A 20,085-nucleotide genomic window follows, 5' to 3' on the forward strand; every position below is an offset into this window, starting at 1 on the left:
TGTCAGGGTTTACGACTGCCGTCATGAATCCATTCACAGTAGGACTTGCCCAAGGAATCGCAGAATTGCCGATGTTCTCAGGCATAGGGTTCCGCCTTATTTTATTTGTTATTGTCTATCTGGTTTCCGTTCTTTATATCTATCGTTACGCGATGAAGGTAAAGACAAATCCTTCTATAGGAATCTACGGAAAATATACAAAAGAAGAAGCGAAAAACCTGCTGCAATCAAGTGCAAAGTTAACAGCGAGACATAAGCTCATCTTAGTAGCTTTTTTAATTAACTATATCGTCTTGGCGTTTGGAGTCATCAAGTTCCAATGGTACATGACAGAAATCGCTGCCTTATTCATTTTATTGACAATCGTAATTGGAATCATCGGAAAACTGTCTGCAGATCACATTGTCAACTCCTTTACTAATGGATCTGCAGCCTTGCTTGGCGGCGCTTTGATAATCGGCGTATCACGGGCCATTCTTGTCGTATTGAATGAGGGCCATATCGTCGACCCTATGCTGCATCAAGTAGCTGAATCTATCCAGCATATCCCGGCCTTTTTAAGCGTTGCCGGCATGTACAGCTTCCAAACTCTTATTCATTTTATTCTAGCGTCCGGCACCGGTCATGCGATGCTGACAATGCCAATTATGGTGCCGCTCGCAGACTTATTGGATATTACACGCCAAACTGCAGTGTTGTCTTTCTCTTTCGCAGACGGAATCGGAAATATGATTTTCCCGACCGCTACCACCTTAATGGCGGGCTTAGCAATCGCAGGCATTCCTTGGACAAAGTGGGCGAAGTGGATTTTGCCGCTGGTGCTCATTCAATATCTCATCGGATTAATAGCTGTTATCATAGCCCACTTCATCGGGTATGGTCCATTCTGATAGCAGTATTTACAAGAAAGAAACAGTATTTACAGGAGGAGAAACGAATTGCTTACTTTAATTAAAAATGGCGAGATATACTCACCCAATTACTTAGGACGGAAAGACATATTGATTACAAACGATAAAATCGCATTTATAGATGACAAAATCGAGATTCCTGACAACTTTGCCCCTATTCAAATCATTGATGCGACTAATCTTTTGGTTGTTCCGGGTTTTATAGATTCACATGTTCATATTATCGGTGGAGGGGGCGAGGGCGGATTCAAAACCCGCACCCCCGAGCTGATGCTCACTGATATTACTACTTCAGGTATTACAACGCTGGTTGGCTTACTTGGTACGGACGGAACTACGCGTAGAATGGAAAGCCTTCTTGCCAAGGCGCGGGCGCTTGAAGAAGAGGGTATATCCTGCTTCATTCATACAGGCTCCTATCAAGTGCCAGTAAAAACATTGACGGGAAAAATCGAAGACGATATTATTTTAATCGATAAAATTATCGGTGTTGGAGAGATTGCAATCTCCGACCATAGATCATCAGAACCCACATTTGAGGAACTGACTAAAGTCGCCGCTGCGGCACGCAATGGAGGTATCCTCTCAGGAAAAGCTGGGATATTAGAAGTTCATGTAGGGGACGGAGATGGAAAGCTTTCCTTGCTGCATGAAATTGCAGATAAAACCGACATTCCGATTCGGCAGCTCCATCCGACACATATCAATCGAAATGAAGAATTATTCAGGGCGGGAATTGATTACGCAAAGCGAGGCGGATATGTAGACTTTACCACAAGTACCATTCCTCAATTTTTGGAGGAAGGCGAAGTGAAGTGCAGCATGGGCTTGCGCATGATGCTGGAAGAAGGGGTTCCAGTCGGACACATCACCTTCTCTTCAGACGGGCAAGCAAGCCTTCCCTTCTTTAACAGCCACGGGGAGTATGCAGGCCTACAAGTAGGAAAAGTATCGTCGCTATATCACGAAGTGCGTGATTCTGTTTTAGAGGAAGGCATCCCGCTGGAAACAGCTCTGAGGGTCATCACCACGAACCCCGCACAAGTGCTAAAGCTTTCGAGCAAGGGCAGCATCCAAACCGGCAAGGATGCCGATATCGTATTTTTGCAAAAGGAAACATTGACAATCGATACAGTAATGGCAAGAGGACAAGTGATGGTAGAAAAGCAGGTTCCGCTAATAAAAGGAACGTTTGAATAAGGATAGATCAAGATTTTTAAGGAGAAAAGCAGGTTCTGAGCGATGCCTCTATGTTTACAAAACTACAGGCATACAAAAGTGTATTTCAACTTTAACGAACGTAAAATCTACCTATTTTAAACAAAAATACCCGTTCAAAAAAGTTGTACTTTTACGAACGGGAAAAATTTAAATGTCTAAATATTTTGATGGGACACAAGCCTTGTTTTATCAAACTAATTAGCGATTATTCCACAAATATCTAACCATTTATTCCACCCGATTAATTTGCTGAGTAAATTAAGGCATCTCGTCCTCTTTTTCCCGATTTTTAAAAGCTTCATGTGTAACAATATCTTCAATCTGTTCATACTGTCGACTGTGTTCCTTCTCTTCGCTTATTCTATTATTAGGTAAGTTTCCAGGATGTCCTTTTTCTTTGTGATTAAAATTTTTACCACGACTCATACTTATTCTCCCCTTTCTATTCTTGCTCGTTTAGTTTTCTCCAGCGAAAAAAAATTATGATTTAATTTCACTGTTTACGAACTTACACCTATTTTCTAACGGATTTCATGAATCACGCGCAATATTTACGAGATCAGCACCCATCGAGAAGCAATCACAAACCTGCCAGGGATGAACAGCTTACCAGAAGCGATATTTTTAGCACGCTTCTACATGCAATATGGAAGCAGACGATCCCCCCATTTACCTCTCACTGCGAAAAAAGCGGATCCTTCAATAAGATATATCTTTTGGTTATCAGCTTTGTTTATCTATCGTATTTTTCTTCTTCGGCAAATTTTGGCGACCTATCATTCCAATAAAAAGGGCTTCTTCATCAATCACGATTTAAAAACCACGAGTAACTACTTCTCACATATACTTTGGGCATTTACGATATTTTTGTATTCATTCCTTTAAAACAGCTTCCCTTCATTATCACCATTAAAAGAATAGTGCCGCATTTCTAGACCGATTTTTGCTAAAAAAAGCTAATCTTCCTAGTACTGAGTAATTCCGTAGTATGGCGTGATGCTTCTGAATTTGCTCAAAACATTCATAAATAGACGAAATGGTTTTTAAAACACTCAGGTACATAATATTTCATAAGCAGTGCCAACATATAAGGAAAGAAATTGAATTGGTTGAGGAGGGAATAGTTTGAAGGCATCAGATTTGTTTGTACGATGTTTAGAGAATGAAGGAGTTAAGTATATTTTTGGAATACCTGGTGAGGAAAATACGGATTTAGTTGATTCTCTAATAGGCTCTGATATTAAATTTATCTTAGTTCATCATGAACAAGCAGCTGCTTTTATGGCAGACATCTATGGTCGGCTAACTGGAAAGCCAGGTGTTTGTTTGGGCACATTGGGACCGGGTGCAACCAATTTATTAACCGGGATAGGCAATGCTTATCTGGATTATTCACCTGTTGTCGCCATCACAGGTCAGGCGGGCCTTGATCGCATTCATAAGGAGTCGCATCAATATGTGGACATTATTGGAGTTTTTGAGGAAGTAACGAAATGGAATCAACAAATTAAGGTGCCACATACGATTCCGGAAATTATCCGTAAAGCATTTAAGACAGCTGTCATTGAAAAGCCAGGAGCTGTCCATATCGAGCTCCCTGAAGATGTGGCAATGATGGATACAGAAGGTGAACCACTACCAGTTACACCAATGCCAAGATCCCGCCCTGCCGAAGCAGAAATCAAAAAAGCCGTAGAATTAATCAATCGCGCTAAAAAGCCGATTATTCTAGCTGGCAATGGCGTGATCCGTGATGGAGCTACAGAGGCCTTGCGGAAATTTGCAGAAGCGAAGCAAATTCCAGTTGTGAATTCGTTCATGGCCAAAGGGGTTTTACCTTCCGACCATCCATTGACCCTTTATACAGTAGGGATGCAAGCAAGGGATTATGTTCTATGCGGGTTTGATTTGGCCGATCTCATTATCACCGTCGGCTATGATTTCGTCGAGTACTTGCCAAAATATTGGAACGATGAGGCGATGAAACCGATTATTCATATTGATGCCAGAACAGCTGAGATTGATGCTTATTACCCGGTTCAAGCTGAATTGGTCGGTAACGTCACAGAGACACTTGAAGCCTTGACTACTGAAGTTGAAGAAAAAGAACTTTGGCCAGAAGTGAAAAGGTTAAGGTCTCAGATTGTTGAAAAGCTTCATTCTTCGGATGAAGTATCAGGAAGCCCTATCATCCCTCAGCGAATTATTGCCGATTTGAAAAAGGCGGAAAAAGGGAATGCCATTGTCATTTCAGATGTAGGCGCTCATAAATTATGGATTGCCCGGTTGTATCAGCCCGAAAAGCCTAATCACACTATCATTTCTAATGGCTTTGCATCGATGGGTGTTGCGGTTCCCGGTGCTATTGCGGCCAAACTAGCAAAACCTGATAAACCTGTCATTGCGGTCACAGGTGATGGTGGATTTCTGATGAATGGTGTTGAATTGGCAACTGCTAAACGTCTGGGTCTTGCCTTCGTGATTGTCATTTTCCATGATTCAAAATTTGGCTTAATCGAGTGGAAGCAATTGAATAAGTTTGATCGTACGAATGCGATTGAATTTACAGACCCAGACTTTTTAGAATTCGCTAAAAGTTTTGGTGTTAAAGGGGTCAAAGTAACCCACTCCGATGAATTGCTTCACACATTAGAGGAAGCGGTTGCGAGTAAGGAGATTGTCTTGATTGATGTGGATGTCGATTACTCGGAAAATGTAGAGCTTTCGAAAACACTAGGTGATTATATTTGCAAATTATAAAAGCATGTATTATTGGAGGAATGTCAGATGAAGCAAAAGTGGCAATTGTGGATCGGTGGCAAATGGCGTGAGGCTAAATCGTATGAGCCGTTATTTAATCCACATTCAAATGAAGAAATTGCACAAATCGGACAGGCTGAACCAGCGGATGCCATTGAAGCGATCGTAGAGGCAAATGCCGCTTTTCAGAAATACCGTTCCTACCCGGCGCATGCACGAGCCGAAATTTTAGTAAAAGCTGCCGCAATCATGGAAGAACGCACTGAAGAACTTGCAAAAATCGTTTCTCTAGAGGCGGCGAAAACGATTCGAAATGCTCGTGAGGAAATCAATCGTACGGTTCAGACCTACCGTTTTTCTGCAGAAGCGGCAAAGAACAATTATGGAGAACAAATTCCGATGGATGCGGCACAGGGTGGAGTAAACCGTTTTGGCTTCACGATTCGTACTCCGATTGGCGTTGTAACGGCAATTACCCCATTTAACTTTCCATTTAATCTTGTCGCCCATAAAGTTGGTCCAGCTATTGCGGCTGGAAATTCAATTGTATTAAAACCTGCCGAACAAACGCCTCTTAGTTCGCTCGTGCTTGCAGAAATTTTTAAAGAAGCAGGCCTTCCAGAAGGAGTATTGAACATCATTCCGGGCAAAGGGGATGTCTTAAGTGAAGCTTTGACAACCCACCCACATGTAAAAAAAGTGACTTTTACTGGCAGTGTCGAAGTCGGACACCTTATCCAGCAGCAAGCAGGCTTTCGTAAGCTAACCCTTGAACTCGGATCCAATTCGCCGTTCATTATTGATGAAGGAGTCGACATCGATAAAGTCATAGAACGAAGTGTGATGGGCTCTTTTACAAATAATGGGCAGGTGTGTATCTCGATTCAAAGAATTTATGTCCACAATTCACTGTATCAACAATTCTTGGAGCGATTCGTCAGTAGGACAAAACGACTTGTCATTGGATCCCCTCTCGAGGAAAGCACTAATATAACTGCGGTCATTTCTAAAAAATCATTGGAGCGGTTACAAAGTTGGATCGACGAGGCAGTACAGGAAGGAGCAAAAATTGAGTGTGGCGGTACAGTGGAAGGCAATGTTCTCTTACCTACCGTCTTAACAGATGTAAATCGTGACTCAAAGGTATTTCGTTTCGAAGTATTCGGTCCGATTGTCTGTATTTTCCCATTCGATACGCTGGATGATGCCATCAAGGATGCAAATGATTCACGTTACGGATTGAATTCAGGAGTGATGACACCGAGCATAGAACGTGCTTTTTATGCGGCGGAACGCTTGGAAACGGGAGGAGTCGTCATTAATGATATCCCGACCTATCGGATTGATAATATGCCATATGGTGGCTGGAAGGACAGCGGTGTTGGCAGAGAAGGCGTCAAATATGCGATGGAAGAAATGATGGAGCAGAAATTCATTAGCTTTAAAATAAGTGACAACTGAGTATTAATATAAATAGGCAGTATTTTGTTCCATATAAATCGTGGTATATGTAGAGGGCGATATCCTAAAGATGTCGTCCCCTAGTATTCGTCGGAAGTAACAAGGTATTAATATCAACATAACTATATACCCCTAAAAGAAAAGCCCTGTCCTGGAATTATCAATACCTAAATCATAAAAATCCTTAAAAATAAAGGAGTACACATATTAGTCATGTATAATATGTGTGCTCCTTCGTTCTATTTATTAAATTAAAGCCACCCTTTAGTGGCTGATTTTAGGGAAAAGTATAAGGCAACAACGCCTCTGATTGCCAGTCGGTGAGTTTCTTTAGTAACGAGTTCTAAAATCACTTCGTTTTTTTCTTTTTTTTAGAAAAACCGTTATCAGAATGATAAGAATGACACAGCCTCCCCATCCTTGAGATGGGACATAAAATTTAGTAGCTCATCATCGATTGTTTCTTTTTTAATCGAGGCAGGCAATACTGTGTTCCTGACATCAGCGACCGTTTTAAGGTCAAAGGATTCTATTGCTTCCCCTTCTTGGTTCATGATTGAGAGAATTCCATCATTACTCGTTTTCAGACTAGGTTGATCACTAATTAAATGAGTATAGTATAAGTCTTCGTTCAGCGTGTAGGAATTAGAGTAGTCTGCTGAATAAAGTTTGCTTTTTTTATCAATTTTGCCTGATTTAAAGTTTTCAAAGCCATAGTTGAATAAAAGCTTGGTATCAGAGTAGGCAACTTTGTCTGAAGGAGCTTTTAGAGTGACGGCAATCAAGTCCTGTTCTCCTCTAGTAGCAGTAGAAATCAGGGTGTAGCCGGATTGACTGACGAAACCGGTTTTCCCGCCGGTTATTCCCTTATAGGGGAGTTCGCCTTTTAAAATTTTATGATGGGTAATTAGAGTTGTGTCCCATGTTTCCACTTCCCATGGTAAATTCTTCTTCCCAAAATACTCACGGAAAATTTCATTTTTCATTGCATATTGGGTAATTTTCGCAAGGTCACTGGCTGTAGTTACATGTTTTTTGTCAAACAATCCATGGGGGTTCGTAAAATGAGTATCGGTGACGTTTACTTCCTTCCTTAAAAACTCATTCAAATCCTCCATGAACAGTTTTTCACTACCAGACATATGCTCGGCAATTGCGATAGCTGCATCATTTCCGGAGTTGATGAGCATTCCTGCAATTAATTTGGAAAGCTCTATTTTCTCCCCAGGTTCAATAAATACCGAAGAGCCGTCTGCCTCAGCCGCTTTTTTGCTAACAGTCACTAGTTCATTCTTATCCCCGTGCTCAATAGCATATATAGCAGTAGCAACTTTCGTTAGACTGGCTGGATACATTTTTTTATTTGTGTTTTTTTCGTATAACACTTTCCCACTTTTCGCATCAATAATGATCCCAGCTTCACTAATGAGAGGTAAGTCTGATTCTGCACTTACAGTCGTAGAGGCGAAGGGGATTAAAGCCAAAATGAAGATAAAGAAAAACTTTTTCATATACCTCTCCTTTAATGATAGTAAATCCTATATAGTCATAATAAAATAAATCTGAATGTTTAGAGATGTTTTATTGAAATTGAAATAAAACAGTAATTCCCCTTTAATAATCATGGAAACATTTCGGATAAAAACCTTCTTTTACTTTCCTCAAATAACTTTATAAGGGTTCTGACCCTTTTAGTGGGATACTCCATTTAAATGAAAAAAGAATCCCCATTTAAATAGATAGGGATTTTTTGTTTACCATTGAATTAGGGTATCACCGACATTTCGCATATTAACTACGCTGATACATTTTAGGGAGAGGAATAAAAGTGAAAAAAGGTCAGAAGGTGATTTGAGGCATTGGTAGCTACGATTACTGGAAGCTTCTCAAAAAGCTGAAAAGAATGCTAGAAAAAGAAAAGAAATAACAAAAAAAGAAGCCAAAGGGCTTCTGTTTTTCTTTATCTGACCTATATATGTCGCTTGTCTAAGCTAATGCACTTCTTATTTTATAGATTTGGAGAAGACCAACTACCATTGCAATCCGATTTATTTATATTTCCTTTTGCTTCGCTTCATGAAAAGCTGTTTTAACCTTATCCAACAGATCTTTATCCGAAATCAACCGGTAGCCTGTAAGCGCAAGAGCTTTTGCACCAGTGAGGATGGCTTTGTCTCCTTCTTGAGATTTAGCACAGTCGCGGAATTCATTCGTATGGGCAATCAAATCATCTGGTCCAATTTTTATATATGGATGGGCTGTCGGAACTATATGGCTTACGTTCCCCGCATCAGTCGAACCAAAGCCACTATCTTTTCTAGGAGCTACCGTTTCTCCTAATTGAGTCAGTTCTTCCTTTAACAGTTCATCAAGAACTGGATTTATGACAAAATCAAGCACTTCATTTTGGAAACGTTCGACTTTAACTGTGCTTCCTGTGGCAAGTGCAGCCCCTTCAGCAACATCACGTATTTTACGTGATACATCTTGGCATAGCTTCCATGTTGTTGCTCTAATGTAAAATCGGGCAGAAGCATATTCAGGAATGATGTTAGGTGCTTCTCCACCATTGGTTATTATTCCGTGGATTTTGACCTCAGATGGGAGTTGCTGACGTAAAGCACTAATGCTATTAAATAGCTGAATAACCCCGTCAAGAGCATTCACACCTTGTTCAGGAGCAGCAGCTGCATGTGCTGATTTTCCGTAAAAATGAAAATCAAGTGGATCTACAGCCAAAAATGGACTTGTTACACCAGTTTGACCAGCTGGATGGATAATGATGGCTGCATCTACCTCATCAAACAAACCGTGCTTCGCAAAGCTGCCTTTTGCACTTCCATTTGGCCCTCCCTCTTCAGCAGGTGTTCCGAAAACAATCACCTCTCCACCTGTTACCTCTAGTACTTGAGATAGTGAAATTCCTGCTGCGACACTCGTAGTGCCAATGATATTATGGCCGCAAGCATGTCCTAAACCTGGCAATGCATCATACTCAGCTAAAAAAGCAATTTTGGGGCCTTTCTTTGCAGAGGCTTTTTTGGCGATGAATCCTGTTTCATGCCCAGCTATATTACGGTTTACTTCAAATCCTGCATCTTGAAGTAATTTGGTCAACGTATCCGAAGCAAAGAACTCTTGATTCCCAATTTCGGGGTTTGCATGAATGGCTTGACTCGTTTCGATATATAATTCGGAATGAAGGTCGATGTGATTCTCAATGATTTGCTGATGCGACTTCGCTAATTCAATTCCCATATTCTTATCTCCCCTTTTTATTTATTTGTATAAAAAAAGCAGCCGGATAGGTAACTTGAATCCATCCGGCATTCCTTCACTTTGTTCTATTCATCATTTTTCATTGGCTGGTTTTGTCCAAGCATCTTGGTAATTCACTAATTCATCTACAGAAACATATGCAGGAATGGTGTTTCCTTTAAACGTTTTTTCAATGAACGCTTCCACTTCTTTTGATTGATAAAGTTCAACTAACTTTTGTAGTTCAGGACGATCGGCATTTCCCTTTTTAACCGCAATGATATTAATATATGGTTTCGCTGTTTTACTTTCATGGAATAATGCATCTTTTAAAGTAAGGCCTGCTTCAACGGCAAAGTTATTATTAATGGCTGAAGCATCGGCATCATCCAATAGACGCGGCGTATTGCCAGCAGCTACAGGTTTGATTTTCAAATTTTTCGGATTTTCTTTAATAATATCTAATGATCCTGATCCATTAAATTCCTCTTTCAATGTAATCAAACCAGCTTCTTGAAGAAGCAGTAATGCACGTCCAAAGTTTGTTGCTTCATTCGGAACAGCTACAGTAGCACCATTTGGAAGATCCTTGAGATCTTTGTGTTTTTTCGAATAAAGGCCCATAGGTGCAATGACAGTCGATCCGATGGCCTCTAATTTCAGATTTTGATCTTGAACGAATTCATCGAAATAGGCAACTGTTTGGAATGAATTCGCATCAATTTCTCCTTCACTTAACGCAAGGTTCGGTTGGATATAATCATTAAAAGTAACAAGTTCGATATTCAGCCCATCCTTTTTCGCTAAGTCAACAATGTATTCCCATGTTCTCGTATCCCCGCTACTGACACCGACTTTCACTGTTTTCACATCATCTGAATTACCTGTTGACTCCGCTTTGTTTCCACATGCTGCACCAACGACGGCAAATGCTAATACCATGATTGTTAATAAGATTTTCTTCATTTTTCCTACCTCCTAATAATTGTTATCTTCTTCTGATTTTTTTTGAAACAAAATTCCCGGTGGATTGCAATAATTGAACGATGATCACGAGCGCCGCTACGGTGACGACCATCGTCATCGTATCAAATCTTTGATAACCGTAAGCTAAGGCTAAATCTCCTACCCCACCTGCACCGACAGCACCTGCCATAGCAGTAGATCCAACAAGGCCAATTGTCGCTGTTGTAAATGTAAGGATCAACGAACTAAGTCCCTCGGGAATCAAAAAGCGATAAATGATTTGCCATGTCGTCGCCCCCATCGCCTGAGCTGCCTCGATGATCCCTTTGTCCACTTCCAACAGGGAGTTCTCCACAAGCCGGGCAATATAAGGAGCCGCGTAAAAGATTAGCGGAACAATGGCCGCATTCGTTCCGATCGCACTGCCGACAATCATTCTGGTAAACGGAATAAGTGCTACAAGCAAGATGATGAAAGGAACCGACCGCAATATATTGATGACCGGGTTCAATACATTAAAGATCCATTTATTCTCCAGGATGTGACCCTTTCTTGTAATGACAAGTAAGATTCCTAGCGGAAGTCCAATCAGCCCGGAAAATATCAATGAGATGGCTACCATATAAAGTGTGTCACCGAAAGCTGTCGACAGCTGGTCTGCCGTTATTTCCATTCCCCAAAGTGTATTACCCATTTATCTGCACCTCCTGGACGAGAATCCCCTCATCTTTAATATATTGATAAGCCTTGTCCACCTCTTGTTTGTTCCCTGTCACTTCAATAATTAAATTTCCAAAAGGTGTTTCCTGAATTTCAGAAATATTAGCTGATAAAACACTTAAATGAACATCAAATTTCTTCGAGATGGTTGAAAGTAAAGGATTGCCTGATGTAGTACCAATAAAGTTAATTTTCCAAATAATCGGAATATATGATCCGATATTTTTCAGGAAACTTTGTGGGATCTCGTCGTGAATAACAGTTCGTACAAAGTTTTTTGCGATATCTGTTTGGGGCTTCGCAAAAACTTCGAAAACCGAACCTTGTTCAACCACGCGTCCGCCTTCCATGACCGCAACCTTATTGCAAATTTCCCTAATTACAGACATTTCATGAGTGATTAGCAAAATGGTAATATTATATTCTTTATTAATTTTTTTTAAGAGTTGCAGTACAGCACTCGTTGTTTGTGGATCCAATGCTGACGTCGCTTCATCACACAAAAGAATCGATGGGTTGGTAGCCAACGCTCTAGCAATCCCTATTCGTTGCTTTTGACCGCCAGACAATTGTTCCGGATAACTCCTTGCTTTACTTGATAAGCCAACGAACTCTAACAACTCGCCTACCCGCTCTTTGATTTCTTTACTGGGAGTTCCCGATAAAACTAGCGGCATGGCAATATTATCAAAAACTGTCTTTGAGTTAAGTAAGTTAAAATGTTGAAAAATCATGCCGATTTTTTTCTTTTCTGCCCGTAATTCCTTCGGATTCAATTTGGTTAAATCCTTTCCCCCAACAATAACCTGTCCATCTGAAGGGTGTTCGAGTAGATTGACTAACCGAATCAACGTACTTTTTCCGGCTCCACTATAACCGACAACACCAAAAATATCGCCTTTTTCAACTGTCAAATTAATTCCTTTCAAAGCTTCAACAGTCTGTTTCTTTGTTTGATAAACCTTTTTAACATTTTGAAACTCAATCATTCTGTCTCCCCCCATGCTGTTTATTTGTACGAATTCATTATCCAGAGAAGAGCTTTGCAAAGTTTCATAATGATAGGGTTAAATTTTCGTAACTCACGAGTAATTGTGTGAAACTCACGAGTAAATGCGCGAAACTCACGAGTAAATCTGTCAAACTCACGAGTAATTGCTTATAATTCACGATTAGTGCGCAAAACTTGCGAATAATTACACCAATTCTCCAAATAACCATATACATTCTGAATAAACAAAAGAGGCCTCTTCCGTCATCAGACAGAAGAGGCCTCTTTTAGACATAAAAAAGAGTAAACTCTTAAATTAATTATCTAAGAAAAGCTCCTTCTTATCTTTCAAACTTTCGTCCGTTGGAATTAGCACAGTATTTTTACAAAAGTAAAAACCCGCTGCCGAGGTATCATAGGGCCAAGTCCCTCCACATCTCTTGATAAGAAATAACGTATTTATTTAATTATGTTCCTCACTATATATTCAAATTTCACTAATGTCAACTCTATTTTGAATAATCTAAAATATTTTTATAGTATAATTATTAATCGTTCATTTAACTATACCTTAAGACAGGTCAGATTTTGCCCTGCATACCATGTATACGGTCAACCTAGGCATAGACTCTATTACAAAAAAACGAAAACATAACGAAGTCAGTCAGGATCAGGACTTCCTTCCTCATAAGGAAAGCTCTGTATCTTGATAAAATAACGGCAAACTTTTGGCAAACTCACTATTCGGGTTGCTACTCACGGTCTGCCTTATCCATGCGGGGAGCTCCCTGCGCCCCCCACTCTTACAATCTTTTGATTGGGGTTTACGTTTGTTTTTGAGTTTTTGACCATTTTTTGATAGCAAACTTTCGGTACGTTTAGTTTCAAAAAGAAAAGACAATAATATATAGTTCCATATATTTCGTGGTGAAAATGCGGTTATAAACTTTTTTGCATCTGTTTTAAATATGTGAGTACCCTTTGCCCTCATATCTGTAATAATAAAAGTTCATTTATTATTAGAGGGAAGGAAGACTACACATGTTTTTTTCACCTTTAGCATCTTTATAAAAGCTCTTTCCTTAGAAGAGTTTATTTCTTTTAATTAAAAAACAATCGATAGGGTTTGAATTCTATAGTATGTCTACTTTCTTATCAGCAAAAACAAATCGCTATTTAGAAGCTTCTAATTTTGTCGATATCTACTCAGAATTTGTAGATATTTCTCGGGAAATTGTTGAAATTTGAAAATGGTGATTCCGAATAGTTGGAACAAAGGAATTTCTACTTTAAATTTGATTGCCTTAGGTTTAAATAGTTATAACGCAAATTAACACCTTAATATCGTAAAAGAGAMTAAAAAAAAGGTAATGAAACCTTTTTCTTATTGCAGTAATGGTTCGTAATGGGTTCTTTGTTGTTCAGTTTTAAGCTATGACATATCGTTTGTCAGTTAGATGTTCATTTCACGCGTAGCTGCGAGTTCATTGGTTAAAAATTAAGATCTCTTTTAATTGAATGGGAACATGGGTTAAATAAATTGTCATATATATCGGGTATCGCTATCTCTTTTAAAAACTTCTAATTTTGTCGATATCTACTCAGAATTTGTAGATATTTCTCGGGAAATTGTTGAAATTTGAAAATGGTGATTCCGAATAGTTGGAACAAAGGAATTTCTACTTTTGATTTGGGTGCCTTAGGTTTAAATAGTCATAACGTAAATTAACACCTTAATATCGTAAAGGAGACTAAAGAAAAGGTAATGAAACCTTTTTCTTATTACAGTAATATTTCGTAATGGGTTCTTTGTTGTTCAGTTTTAAGCTATGACATATCGTTTATCAGTTAGATGTTCATTTCACGCGGAGCGCGAGTTCATTGGTTAATAACATTAAGATCTATTTTAATTGAATGGGAACATGGGTTAAATAAATTGTCATATGTATCGGGTATCGCTATTTCTGTTTCATTGGTTCCTTCTAATCTTTCTTTTTCTTGATACAAGAATCTTTAGCTCTATCGTTTAGGGGATTGCCCGTATCGCGTAACGCTATAAGCGTTTCGATATCGGATTGAACGAAGATATGCCAATCGCTATCTTTTAACAGCTCCTATCCATATCGCTCTAAGTTTTAAAAATACTTTCAAACAGTGGATTTTGTATCTCCACTTCTTCTGCCACTTCCTTGGAAGAGGATGCTCATTCATTCGGATGTATACCCTGTCGCATATCGGCTCCCTCTTTCTATTAAAGATGAAGGTTCTGTAGATTTATTTGCATGTTATATCGCCCAGCGTTACGAAACACACAAAAGAACCGATCAGCCCCTTTCTTGAGGAACACTATTAAGGACATGGATCTTGCTGGAGCTGGGAAACTGTTGTTTTAAGCTGAGGCATATCGTTTGTCAGTGGACGTTCATTTCACGCGTAGCTACGAGTTCATTGATTAAAACAATTAAAATCTCTTTTAATTGTTTGGGATTGAGTTGTCAAATGTATCAGGTATCGCTATCTCTGTTTCATTAGTTTCTTCTAATCTATCTTTTTGTTGATACACAAGGTCTTTAGCTGTATCGTCTAGGGGCTTGTCCGTATCGCGTAACGCTATGAGCGCTTCGATGTCGGAGTGAATAAAGATAGGAATCACCATCTTATAAACTCATATCCGTTTCGTTCTAAGCTTTGACCATATTTTTGAACAGTGGGTGTTGCATCCCCACTTCTTCTGGTACTGCCTTAGAAGAGAATACTCGTTTATTCGGATGTATATCATGCTTGTATATCGAACCCAGCTTTTCTATTAAACCTAAAGGTTTTGAATTTATTTGCATGTTATATCGCCCAACGATACGAAACATACAAAAGGGAGACGGTCAACCCCTGTCTGGAGCAACTCTATTAAGGAGGACTCTTGTTTTTGAATGCAAGTTTTCAACCTCCTCAACTCTCTTTTTATCAAGCATGCCTTTTTTGCTTGCTTGTGTATTTTGTTTTAGATGCATATCGCTTAAACAAATCTCCAATGAATTTCAATTGAGCCTTTGTTTGCCTATAGAACGTCAATACATTGGTATCGCCGAGCTCTTACATAGCAGATACCAAATCCTATAAAGTTGAATTACTCTTTCTTAATTCTGTGTTTCAGCTACGCGAATCATATAGCTCTATGATTTTATTAAAGTTTTGTGGGGTGGCATCTCAATACTTTTATCCATCATTATATATTTAAAAAAGATTTATCAAATGTTTCTACATCAATAATTTGCTTCCAAGAATCATTACACAGTTGGGCAAAAAAAACTTAACGGTCACCTTATTTTCTGAATATGGAGAAAAGCCCCCACCATTTTTCTGAACGTTTTTGTATCGCTTCTTCTAAACGTTTATTAAACTCATTTTGGGAAGTCCATTCTTTTTTCTGTTCGACCCGCATATTTTGTATTTCTTTTTGTAAGAGTTCACTTTTTTGTTTTTCTTGTTGTAGCAATGTTTCGTAATGGTTATTTTGTTGTTCAGTTAATTGTTCAATTTTAGCATTAGTTCTTTGCGCTGAATTTCCAATACTAGAACTTATAACATGATGATCTTGCTGGAGCCGGGAAACCTTTGTTTTAAGCTCTGACATATCGTTTGTCAGTTGGACATTCATTTCACGTGTGGCTGCGAGTTCATTGACTAAAAACATTAAGACCTCTTTTAATTGATTGGGGTCCTGGGGTAAATTTTCTTCATATGTATCGGGTATCGCTACCTCTGTTTCATAGGATCCTTCTAATCTTTCTTTTTGTTGATATACAAGGTCTTTAGCTGTATCGTCTAGGGGCTTGTCCGTATCGCGTAGCGCTATAAGCGCTCCGATGTCAGATTGAACAAAGATACGTCGATCTCCATCTTTCAAAAACTCATATCCATTCCGCTCTAAGATTTGACCATACTTTCGAACAGTGGGAGTTGCAATCCCCACTTCTTCTGCCACTTCCTTGGAAGAGAAAGCTCGTTCATTCAGTTGAATATCACGTCGCATATCGGACCTCTTTTCTATAACTAGTTGTATCTGTAGTCTACCTGACCTTAAATTTTCTGTCTAGATAAGTATAGACTATCCAGAAATTGTTAGGGATACCGATAAGATTTCCTTTTCCTTTCTTCTACTTCCATATACGTTTAGATCATCTATTCGCTTACCTTCCTTCTCTTGTATAGCCTCTATCTAGCCTTATCCATTGTGGGTGTTACATCTTGGTTGGGCATGGCGCCTGGCCCCGTACCTTTAGCAAACTGTCCAGCCTTTATACTCAAGATTTCCCCCTTTTTTGTTGCAAATTACACACACGCACAATTTCGTATAATCACTTAAGATACATCGACCCCTCTTATCTACTCACACATCCCTTTTAATTGAAGCAGGTGCAGGAGTAAAGGAGATTCAGCAGCGTTAACCTGATGGGTCGGTGCCCTTTTGTTGAAGAAATCTGGTACTCCGTACATATCTTCTAAAAAAGAGGACTTATCAACTTTTCTTAACTCTGCTCTTCTTATTTTATAAAAAAGAAGGGGAGGAATGCTCTGCATTCCTCCCCTTCTATTCTTGCTATTGCTATTACTTTGGCTCCAATCCGATCAGGCGCAGGAAGTATTCCAGACCTTTTTTTCCAATTTTTTCTTTTGGCTGTTTATCGGCAGGCGCATCCGGTCCCTTCGTTAAGAAATTTTTCTCAACGAAGCGAATGTCTGTCTCGTCTACCACACCATCTTGATTGAGATCTTGCGGCACGATGGATGAATCCTTCGTACCATATGCATCAACGACACTCTGGATATCGAGGATATCAATCATTTTGTCGCCATTCACATCCCCTGCAAGACTTCTCTGACCAATTCTAAGAAATTGCCCACGTAGCTCACCTTTTTCATGATATCCAGGAATGAACTTCTTCATCACTTTCAGATGCCCCGGAACATCAAAAACAGCTGTATATACTTGATCGGAAGCAGGAATATCATTGACTGTGAATTTTCCACTCTTATCAATTGTTCCTGGATATTTTTTACCACTTCTAGAGAGAGCGTATACTTGTGCTCCTATTTTTGAGTAATCCGCTTTTTTCAAAAATGCTGCTCCTGATTCATATATCAAAAATGCTTCCGGTAAGATGGATCCCAGCAACTGTGTATGTGTAGGAATTAATTTAAGATCTTCAGTGCCGTAAAAAGGAATAGCAGTGTCTGCTGTTTGTCCGGATTTCTTATAAGACCCCTTCTTTACCTCAAATCCAGGAATTTCATCGTAAACTTCATCATTCGATACTTTAAACGTTACATCGAGGAACGGCATGTCTCCATCCAGTCCTCTGAATGCATTTCCAGTAATGGAAGCACCGATTTTCAAACTATTATTGAATGTACCTTCCGTCACAACAGGTTTATCTAGTGATACCTGTAAGCCTTTTTCCTTTGCATATTGTTTGACTGCCTTGTTCAGCTTCACGTTCGAAAACTTGAAGAAGTCTTTGTAGTACTCTACATTAAATTCTCCCGAGACAAGCTGTTTCACATTATTAAGACTGAGTGTCATCGTAAAGCTATCGTCGACTTTTAACTCTTTCTTGTTATAACTGGAAGTCGTATATTCCGTTCCTTCTTTCATGAAGTAATACTTTTGGTAACCAACTGCCGTTGCAGTATCCCACGTTCTCAACCACAATCTCATAGGTTGTTTTGTAATATCACTTTCCTCAATTCCTAACTTTACATCTCCATTCGCTTGAATCGGGAAGAACCCAGCCATATATCCAGAGGCACCTGTATAGTAAGCCATAGTGTTGGACGATTGATCGATGTCCAACCCTTTAGATTGTAATAGATCCACTGTCTCATCCTTAGCTGTTCCATGCAGCCACACCGCTTTTTGGCCATCTTCTACTGTAAACATAGAATCATTGATTTCGATTACACCCGATTTTATATCCATGTTGACTTCTGGTGCTGTATTGTCCACGATAAGTGGATTGTCTACCACATATGTTTTCCCTTCCTCATCGTGTGCAATCAGTTCCAGTATATAGTCGCCTGCTGGAAGCTTTATAGGAATATCACTGATTGGCTGGGACGGATCATTTGTAAATGGTAAGACCGTACCACTGAACGCACCCGTAAGATACACTTCTCTATCTATTGGAAAGTTAGTGTTCGCTGTCCCTATGAACCCTACAGATTTTCCTGTTTTACTGTCTTTTACAAGCACATCCATCGTTGTCATTGGACTGTTCAACTTCATGATGAAATGGATCCTTGTGTCATTAAGTTCCCAGAAAGGTGTTGTATTTGTCACGGATGGTCTAGTCGCTTTGACATAATCAAATCCTTTCTCCGTCGCCATAACAGCAAATGGAATTTGATAGGTTTCGTCTGGATTGTTGGTATTGGTCACATGAATGTACCCTTCATATCTTCCTGCCGCAGCGCTGGTTGGAATCGTTATTTTTGGCTGGAGCTCCTGTACTTGGCCGCCTCCCACTGTAATCGATGAAGGCACCGCCACTTTTACACCGTTCTTCACGGCATCTTGAATGCCTTTACGCTCGCCATGATACTCCACTTCTAGTTTAAAAGATTTCTCTTCCTGGCTGTTGTTTTGAACCGTCACCTTTTTGCTTGCTTCAATTGGTTCATTACCTTTTTTATAATATCTGCCGAATACGATAGAACCTGTTTGTTCGTCAATTTCTACGACGTTTCCATTTTCGATATTTTTTGTCTTATCCCATACTTTGATGGATGTATCTGTATGAACCGCTTGATAGGCATCGATTCGTCCTGCACCCACTTCGTATACAGAATTATTCCCTTTTAAATCATTCGATGTATTCATGAGTGCCGCTTTTACATCAAAAGGAGTGTATTCCGGATGCTCCTGCAAAATCAATGCTGCTGCACCTGCCACGTGTGGCGTAGCCATCGATGTACCCGACATGCGCACATAGGCATTCCCGTAATTAATACCGTCCTGCGGATCGTTGATGAATTCCGGTGTCGTAGAGAATATCGACACACCTGGAGCGACTACATCCGGCTTTATATCATAATTTCCATTTACCGGTCCGCGTGAACTGAAATCTGCTAAATGATCGCCTTCCGTTTTTGTGTTATTTAACGTTTCAAATGTGAAAGAACCTTCGCCCAGCCCCTTTAATCGCTCACCATCCGCTTTTGACAGGCGGAAAGAAGGGACTAACCCGACGGCCTCACCCAAGTAGGCAGGTATTTGCCCGTCGACATTGTTATACACTATCACTGATTTAGCCCCAGCGTTTTTGGCGTTTTTGATTTTTTCATCAAACGCAAGTTCCCCGCGCTGAATCAACGCAATTTTCCCGCTGACATCTTTCCCAGCAAAATCAGTTGCTTTACCAAGTCCTGCAAATACAATTGGTAAGGATTTCCCTTGCAATTCTTCTAATCGATCAGAAAAATCTTTGCCTATGAGCTGCATATTTTCAAATTTCTCGTCGGAAGCGCTTCCATTAAATGCAGGAATGGACATGGAGGCATCGCTTGCACCTACTGATATGCCAAGAGCCGCTGTTCCCGGAGAACCAAGAGTTTTCTCGTTCGGTCCGGCGTTACCTGCAGCAACGACGGTCACCAAGCCTGAAAGCATGGCGTTATTTACTGCGACAGAAGTGGCGTATAAAGGATCGTTAGTCTGCGCGCCAAGCGACATATTGATGACGTCCATGCCATCTTCAATCGCTTGATCGATTCCAGCAAGGATTCCTTGTGTATTTCCCC

15 protein-coding genes and 1 riboswitch are annotated in these 20,085 nt (G+C 39.8%); of the genes, 4 read left to right on the forward strand and 11 right to left on the reverse strand.

The features are described from left to right. Together AC1DUW_RS10340 and iadA are read left to right on the forward strand one after the other, a co-directional pair. A partial coding sequence (locus AC1DUW_RS10340) for a YfcC family protein (RefSeq protein ID WP_477642469.1) occupies window positions 1-890 on the forward strand: 890 nt, incomplete at its 5' end. A 48-nt stretch (window positions 891-938) separates the two neighbouring features. After that, on the forward strand, window positions 939-2,111 hold the full coding sequence (iadA, locus tag AC1DUW_RS10345) for a beta-aspartyl-peptidase (RefSeq protein WP_053348924.1): 1,173 nt from the start codon (window positions 939-941) through the stop codon (window positions 2,109-2,111). Window positions 2,112-2,390: 279 nt separating this feature from the next. Here the strand turns inward: iadA and AC1DUW_RS10350 are convergent, their stop codons facing one another. Then, the gene (locus AC1DUW_RS10350; protein WP_162878727.1) at window positions 2,391-2,558 is read right to left on the reverse strand and encodes a hypothetical protein; all 168 of its coding nucleotides are present in this window, start codon (window positions 2,556-2,558) and stop codon (window positions 2,391-2,393) included. 699 nt (window positions 2,559-3,257) lie between these two features. Between AC1DUW_RS10350 and AC1DUW_RS10355 the strand changes: the two genes are divergently transcribed. Beyond that, window positions 3,258-4,892, forward strand: a complete 1,635-nt coding sequence (locus tag AC1DUW_RS10355) for an acetolactate synthase large subunit (RefSeq protein ID WP_053348925.1) — start codon at window positions 3,258-3,260, stop codon at window positions 4,890-4,892. Window positions 4,893-4,919: 27 nt separating this feature from the next. Next, a complete protein-coding gene (locus AC1DUW_RS10360; RefSeq protein ID WP_053348926.1) occupies window positions 4,920-6,353 on the forward strand; it encodes an aldehyde dehydrogenase family protein in 1,434 nt (477 codons plus the stop codon). A 386-nt stretch (window positions 6,354-6,739) separates the two neighbouring features. Here AC1DUW_RS10360 and AC1DUW_RS10365 read toward each other — a convergent pair whose 3' ends face one another. The 10 genes from AC1DUW_RS10365 to AC1DUW_RS10410 form a co-directional block, all read right to left on the reverse strand. Then, window positions 6,740-7,864, reverse strand: coding sequence for a D-alanyl-D-alanine carboxypeptidase family protein (locus tag AC1DUW_RS10365; protein WP_053348927.1), 1,125 nt, complete (start codon window positions 7,862-7,864; stop codon window positions 6,740-6,742). A 541-nt stretch (window positions 7,865-8,405) separates the two neighbouring features. Further along, complete coding sequence (locus AC1DUW_RS10370; protein ID WP_477642470.1) at window positions 8,406-9,611, reverse strand: M20 family metallopeptidase; 1,206 nt, start codon at window positions 9,609-9,611, stop codon at window positions 8,406-8,408. A 93-nt stretch (window positions 9,612-9,704) separates the two neighbouring features. Further along, window positions 9,705-10,577 (reverse strand): MetQ/NlpA family ABC transporter substrate-binding protein, encoded by an 873-nt coding sequence (locus tag AC1DUW_RS10375; RefSeq protein ID WP_053348928.1) that lies wholly within the window; start codon window positions 10,575-10,577, stop codon window positions 9,705-9,707. A gap of 22 nt (window positions 10,578-10,599) precedes the next feature. Then, window positions 10,600-11,250, reverse strand: a complete 651-nt coding sequence (locus AC1DUW_RS10380; protein WP_053348966.1) for a methionine ABC transporter permease — start codon at window positions 11,248-11,250, stop codon at window positions 10,600-10,602. A 13-nt stretch (window positions 11,251-11,263) separates the two neighbouring features. Continuing rightward, window positions 11,264-12,286, reverse strand: coding sequence for a methionine ABC transporter ATP-binding protein (locus AC1DUW_RS10385; RefSeq protein WP_053348929.1), 1,023 nt, complete (start codon window positions 12,284-12,286; stop codon window positions 11,264-11,266). A 340-nt stretch (window positions 12,287-12,626) separates the two neighbouring features. Next, a riboswitch (SAM riboswitch) is annotated at window positions 12,627-12,738 on the reverse strand. A gap of 2,023 nt (window positions 12,739-14,761) precedes the next feature. Next, window positions 14,762-14,944, reverse strand: a complete 183-nt coding sequence (locus AC1DUW_RS10390; RefSeq protein ID WP_477642471.1) for a hypothetical protein — start codon at window positions 14,942-14,944, stop codon at window positions 14,762-14,764. 25 nt (window positions 14,945-14,969) lie between these two features. Beyond that, window positions 14,970-15,152 (reverse strand): hypothetical protein, encoded by a 183-nt coding sequence (locus tag AC1DUW_RS10395; protein WP_477642472.1) that lies wholly within the window; start codon window positions 15,150-15,152, stop codon window positions 14,970-14,972. A 455-nt stretch (window positions 15,153-15,607) separates the two neighbouring features. Then, complete coding sequence (locus AC1DUW_RS10400) at window positions 15,608-16,318, reverse strand: SH3 domain-containing protein (protein WP_057216560.1); 711 nt, start codon at window positions 16,316-16,318, stop codon at window positions 15,608-15,610. Window positions 16,319-16,671: 353 nt separating this feature from the next. Further along, window positions 16,672-16,866, reverse strand: a complete 195-nt coding sequence (locus AC1DUW_RS10405) for a hypothetical protein (RefSeq protein ID WP_053348932.1) — start codon at window positions 16,864-16,866, stop codon at window positions 16,672-16,674. A 28-nt stretch (window positions 16,867-16,894) separates the two neighbouring features. After that, on the reverse strand, window positions 16,895-20,085 hold a 3,191-nt coding region (locus AC1DUW_RS10410), incomplete at its 5' end, for a S8 family serine peptidase (RefSeq protein ID WP_477642473.1).

It is taken from the genome of Peribacillus sp. P4_C12 (assembly GCF_056402095.1).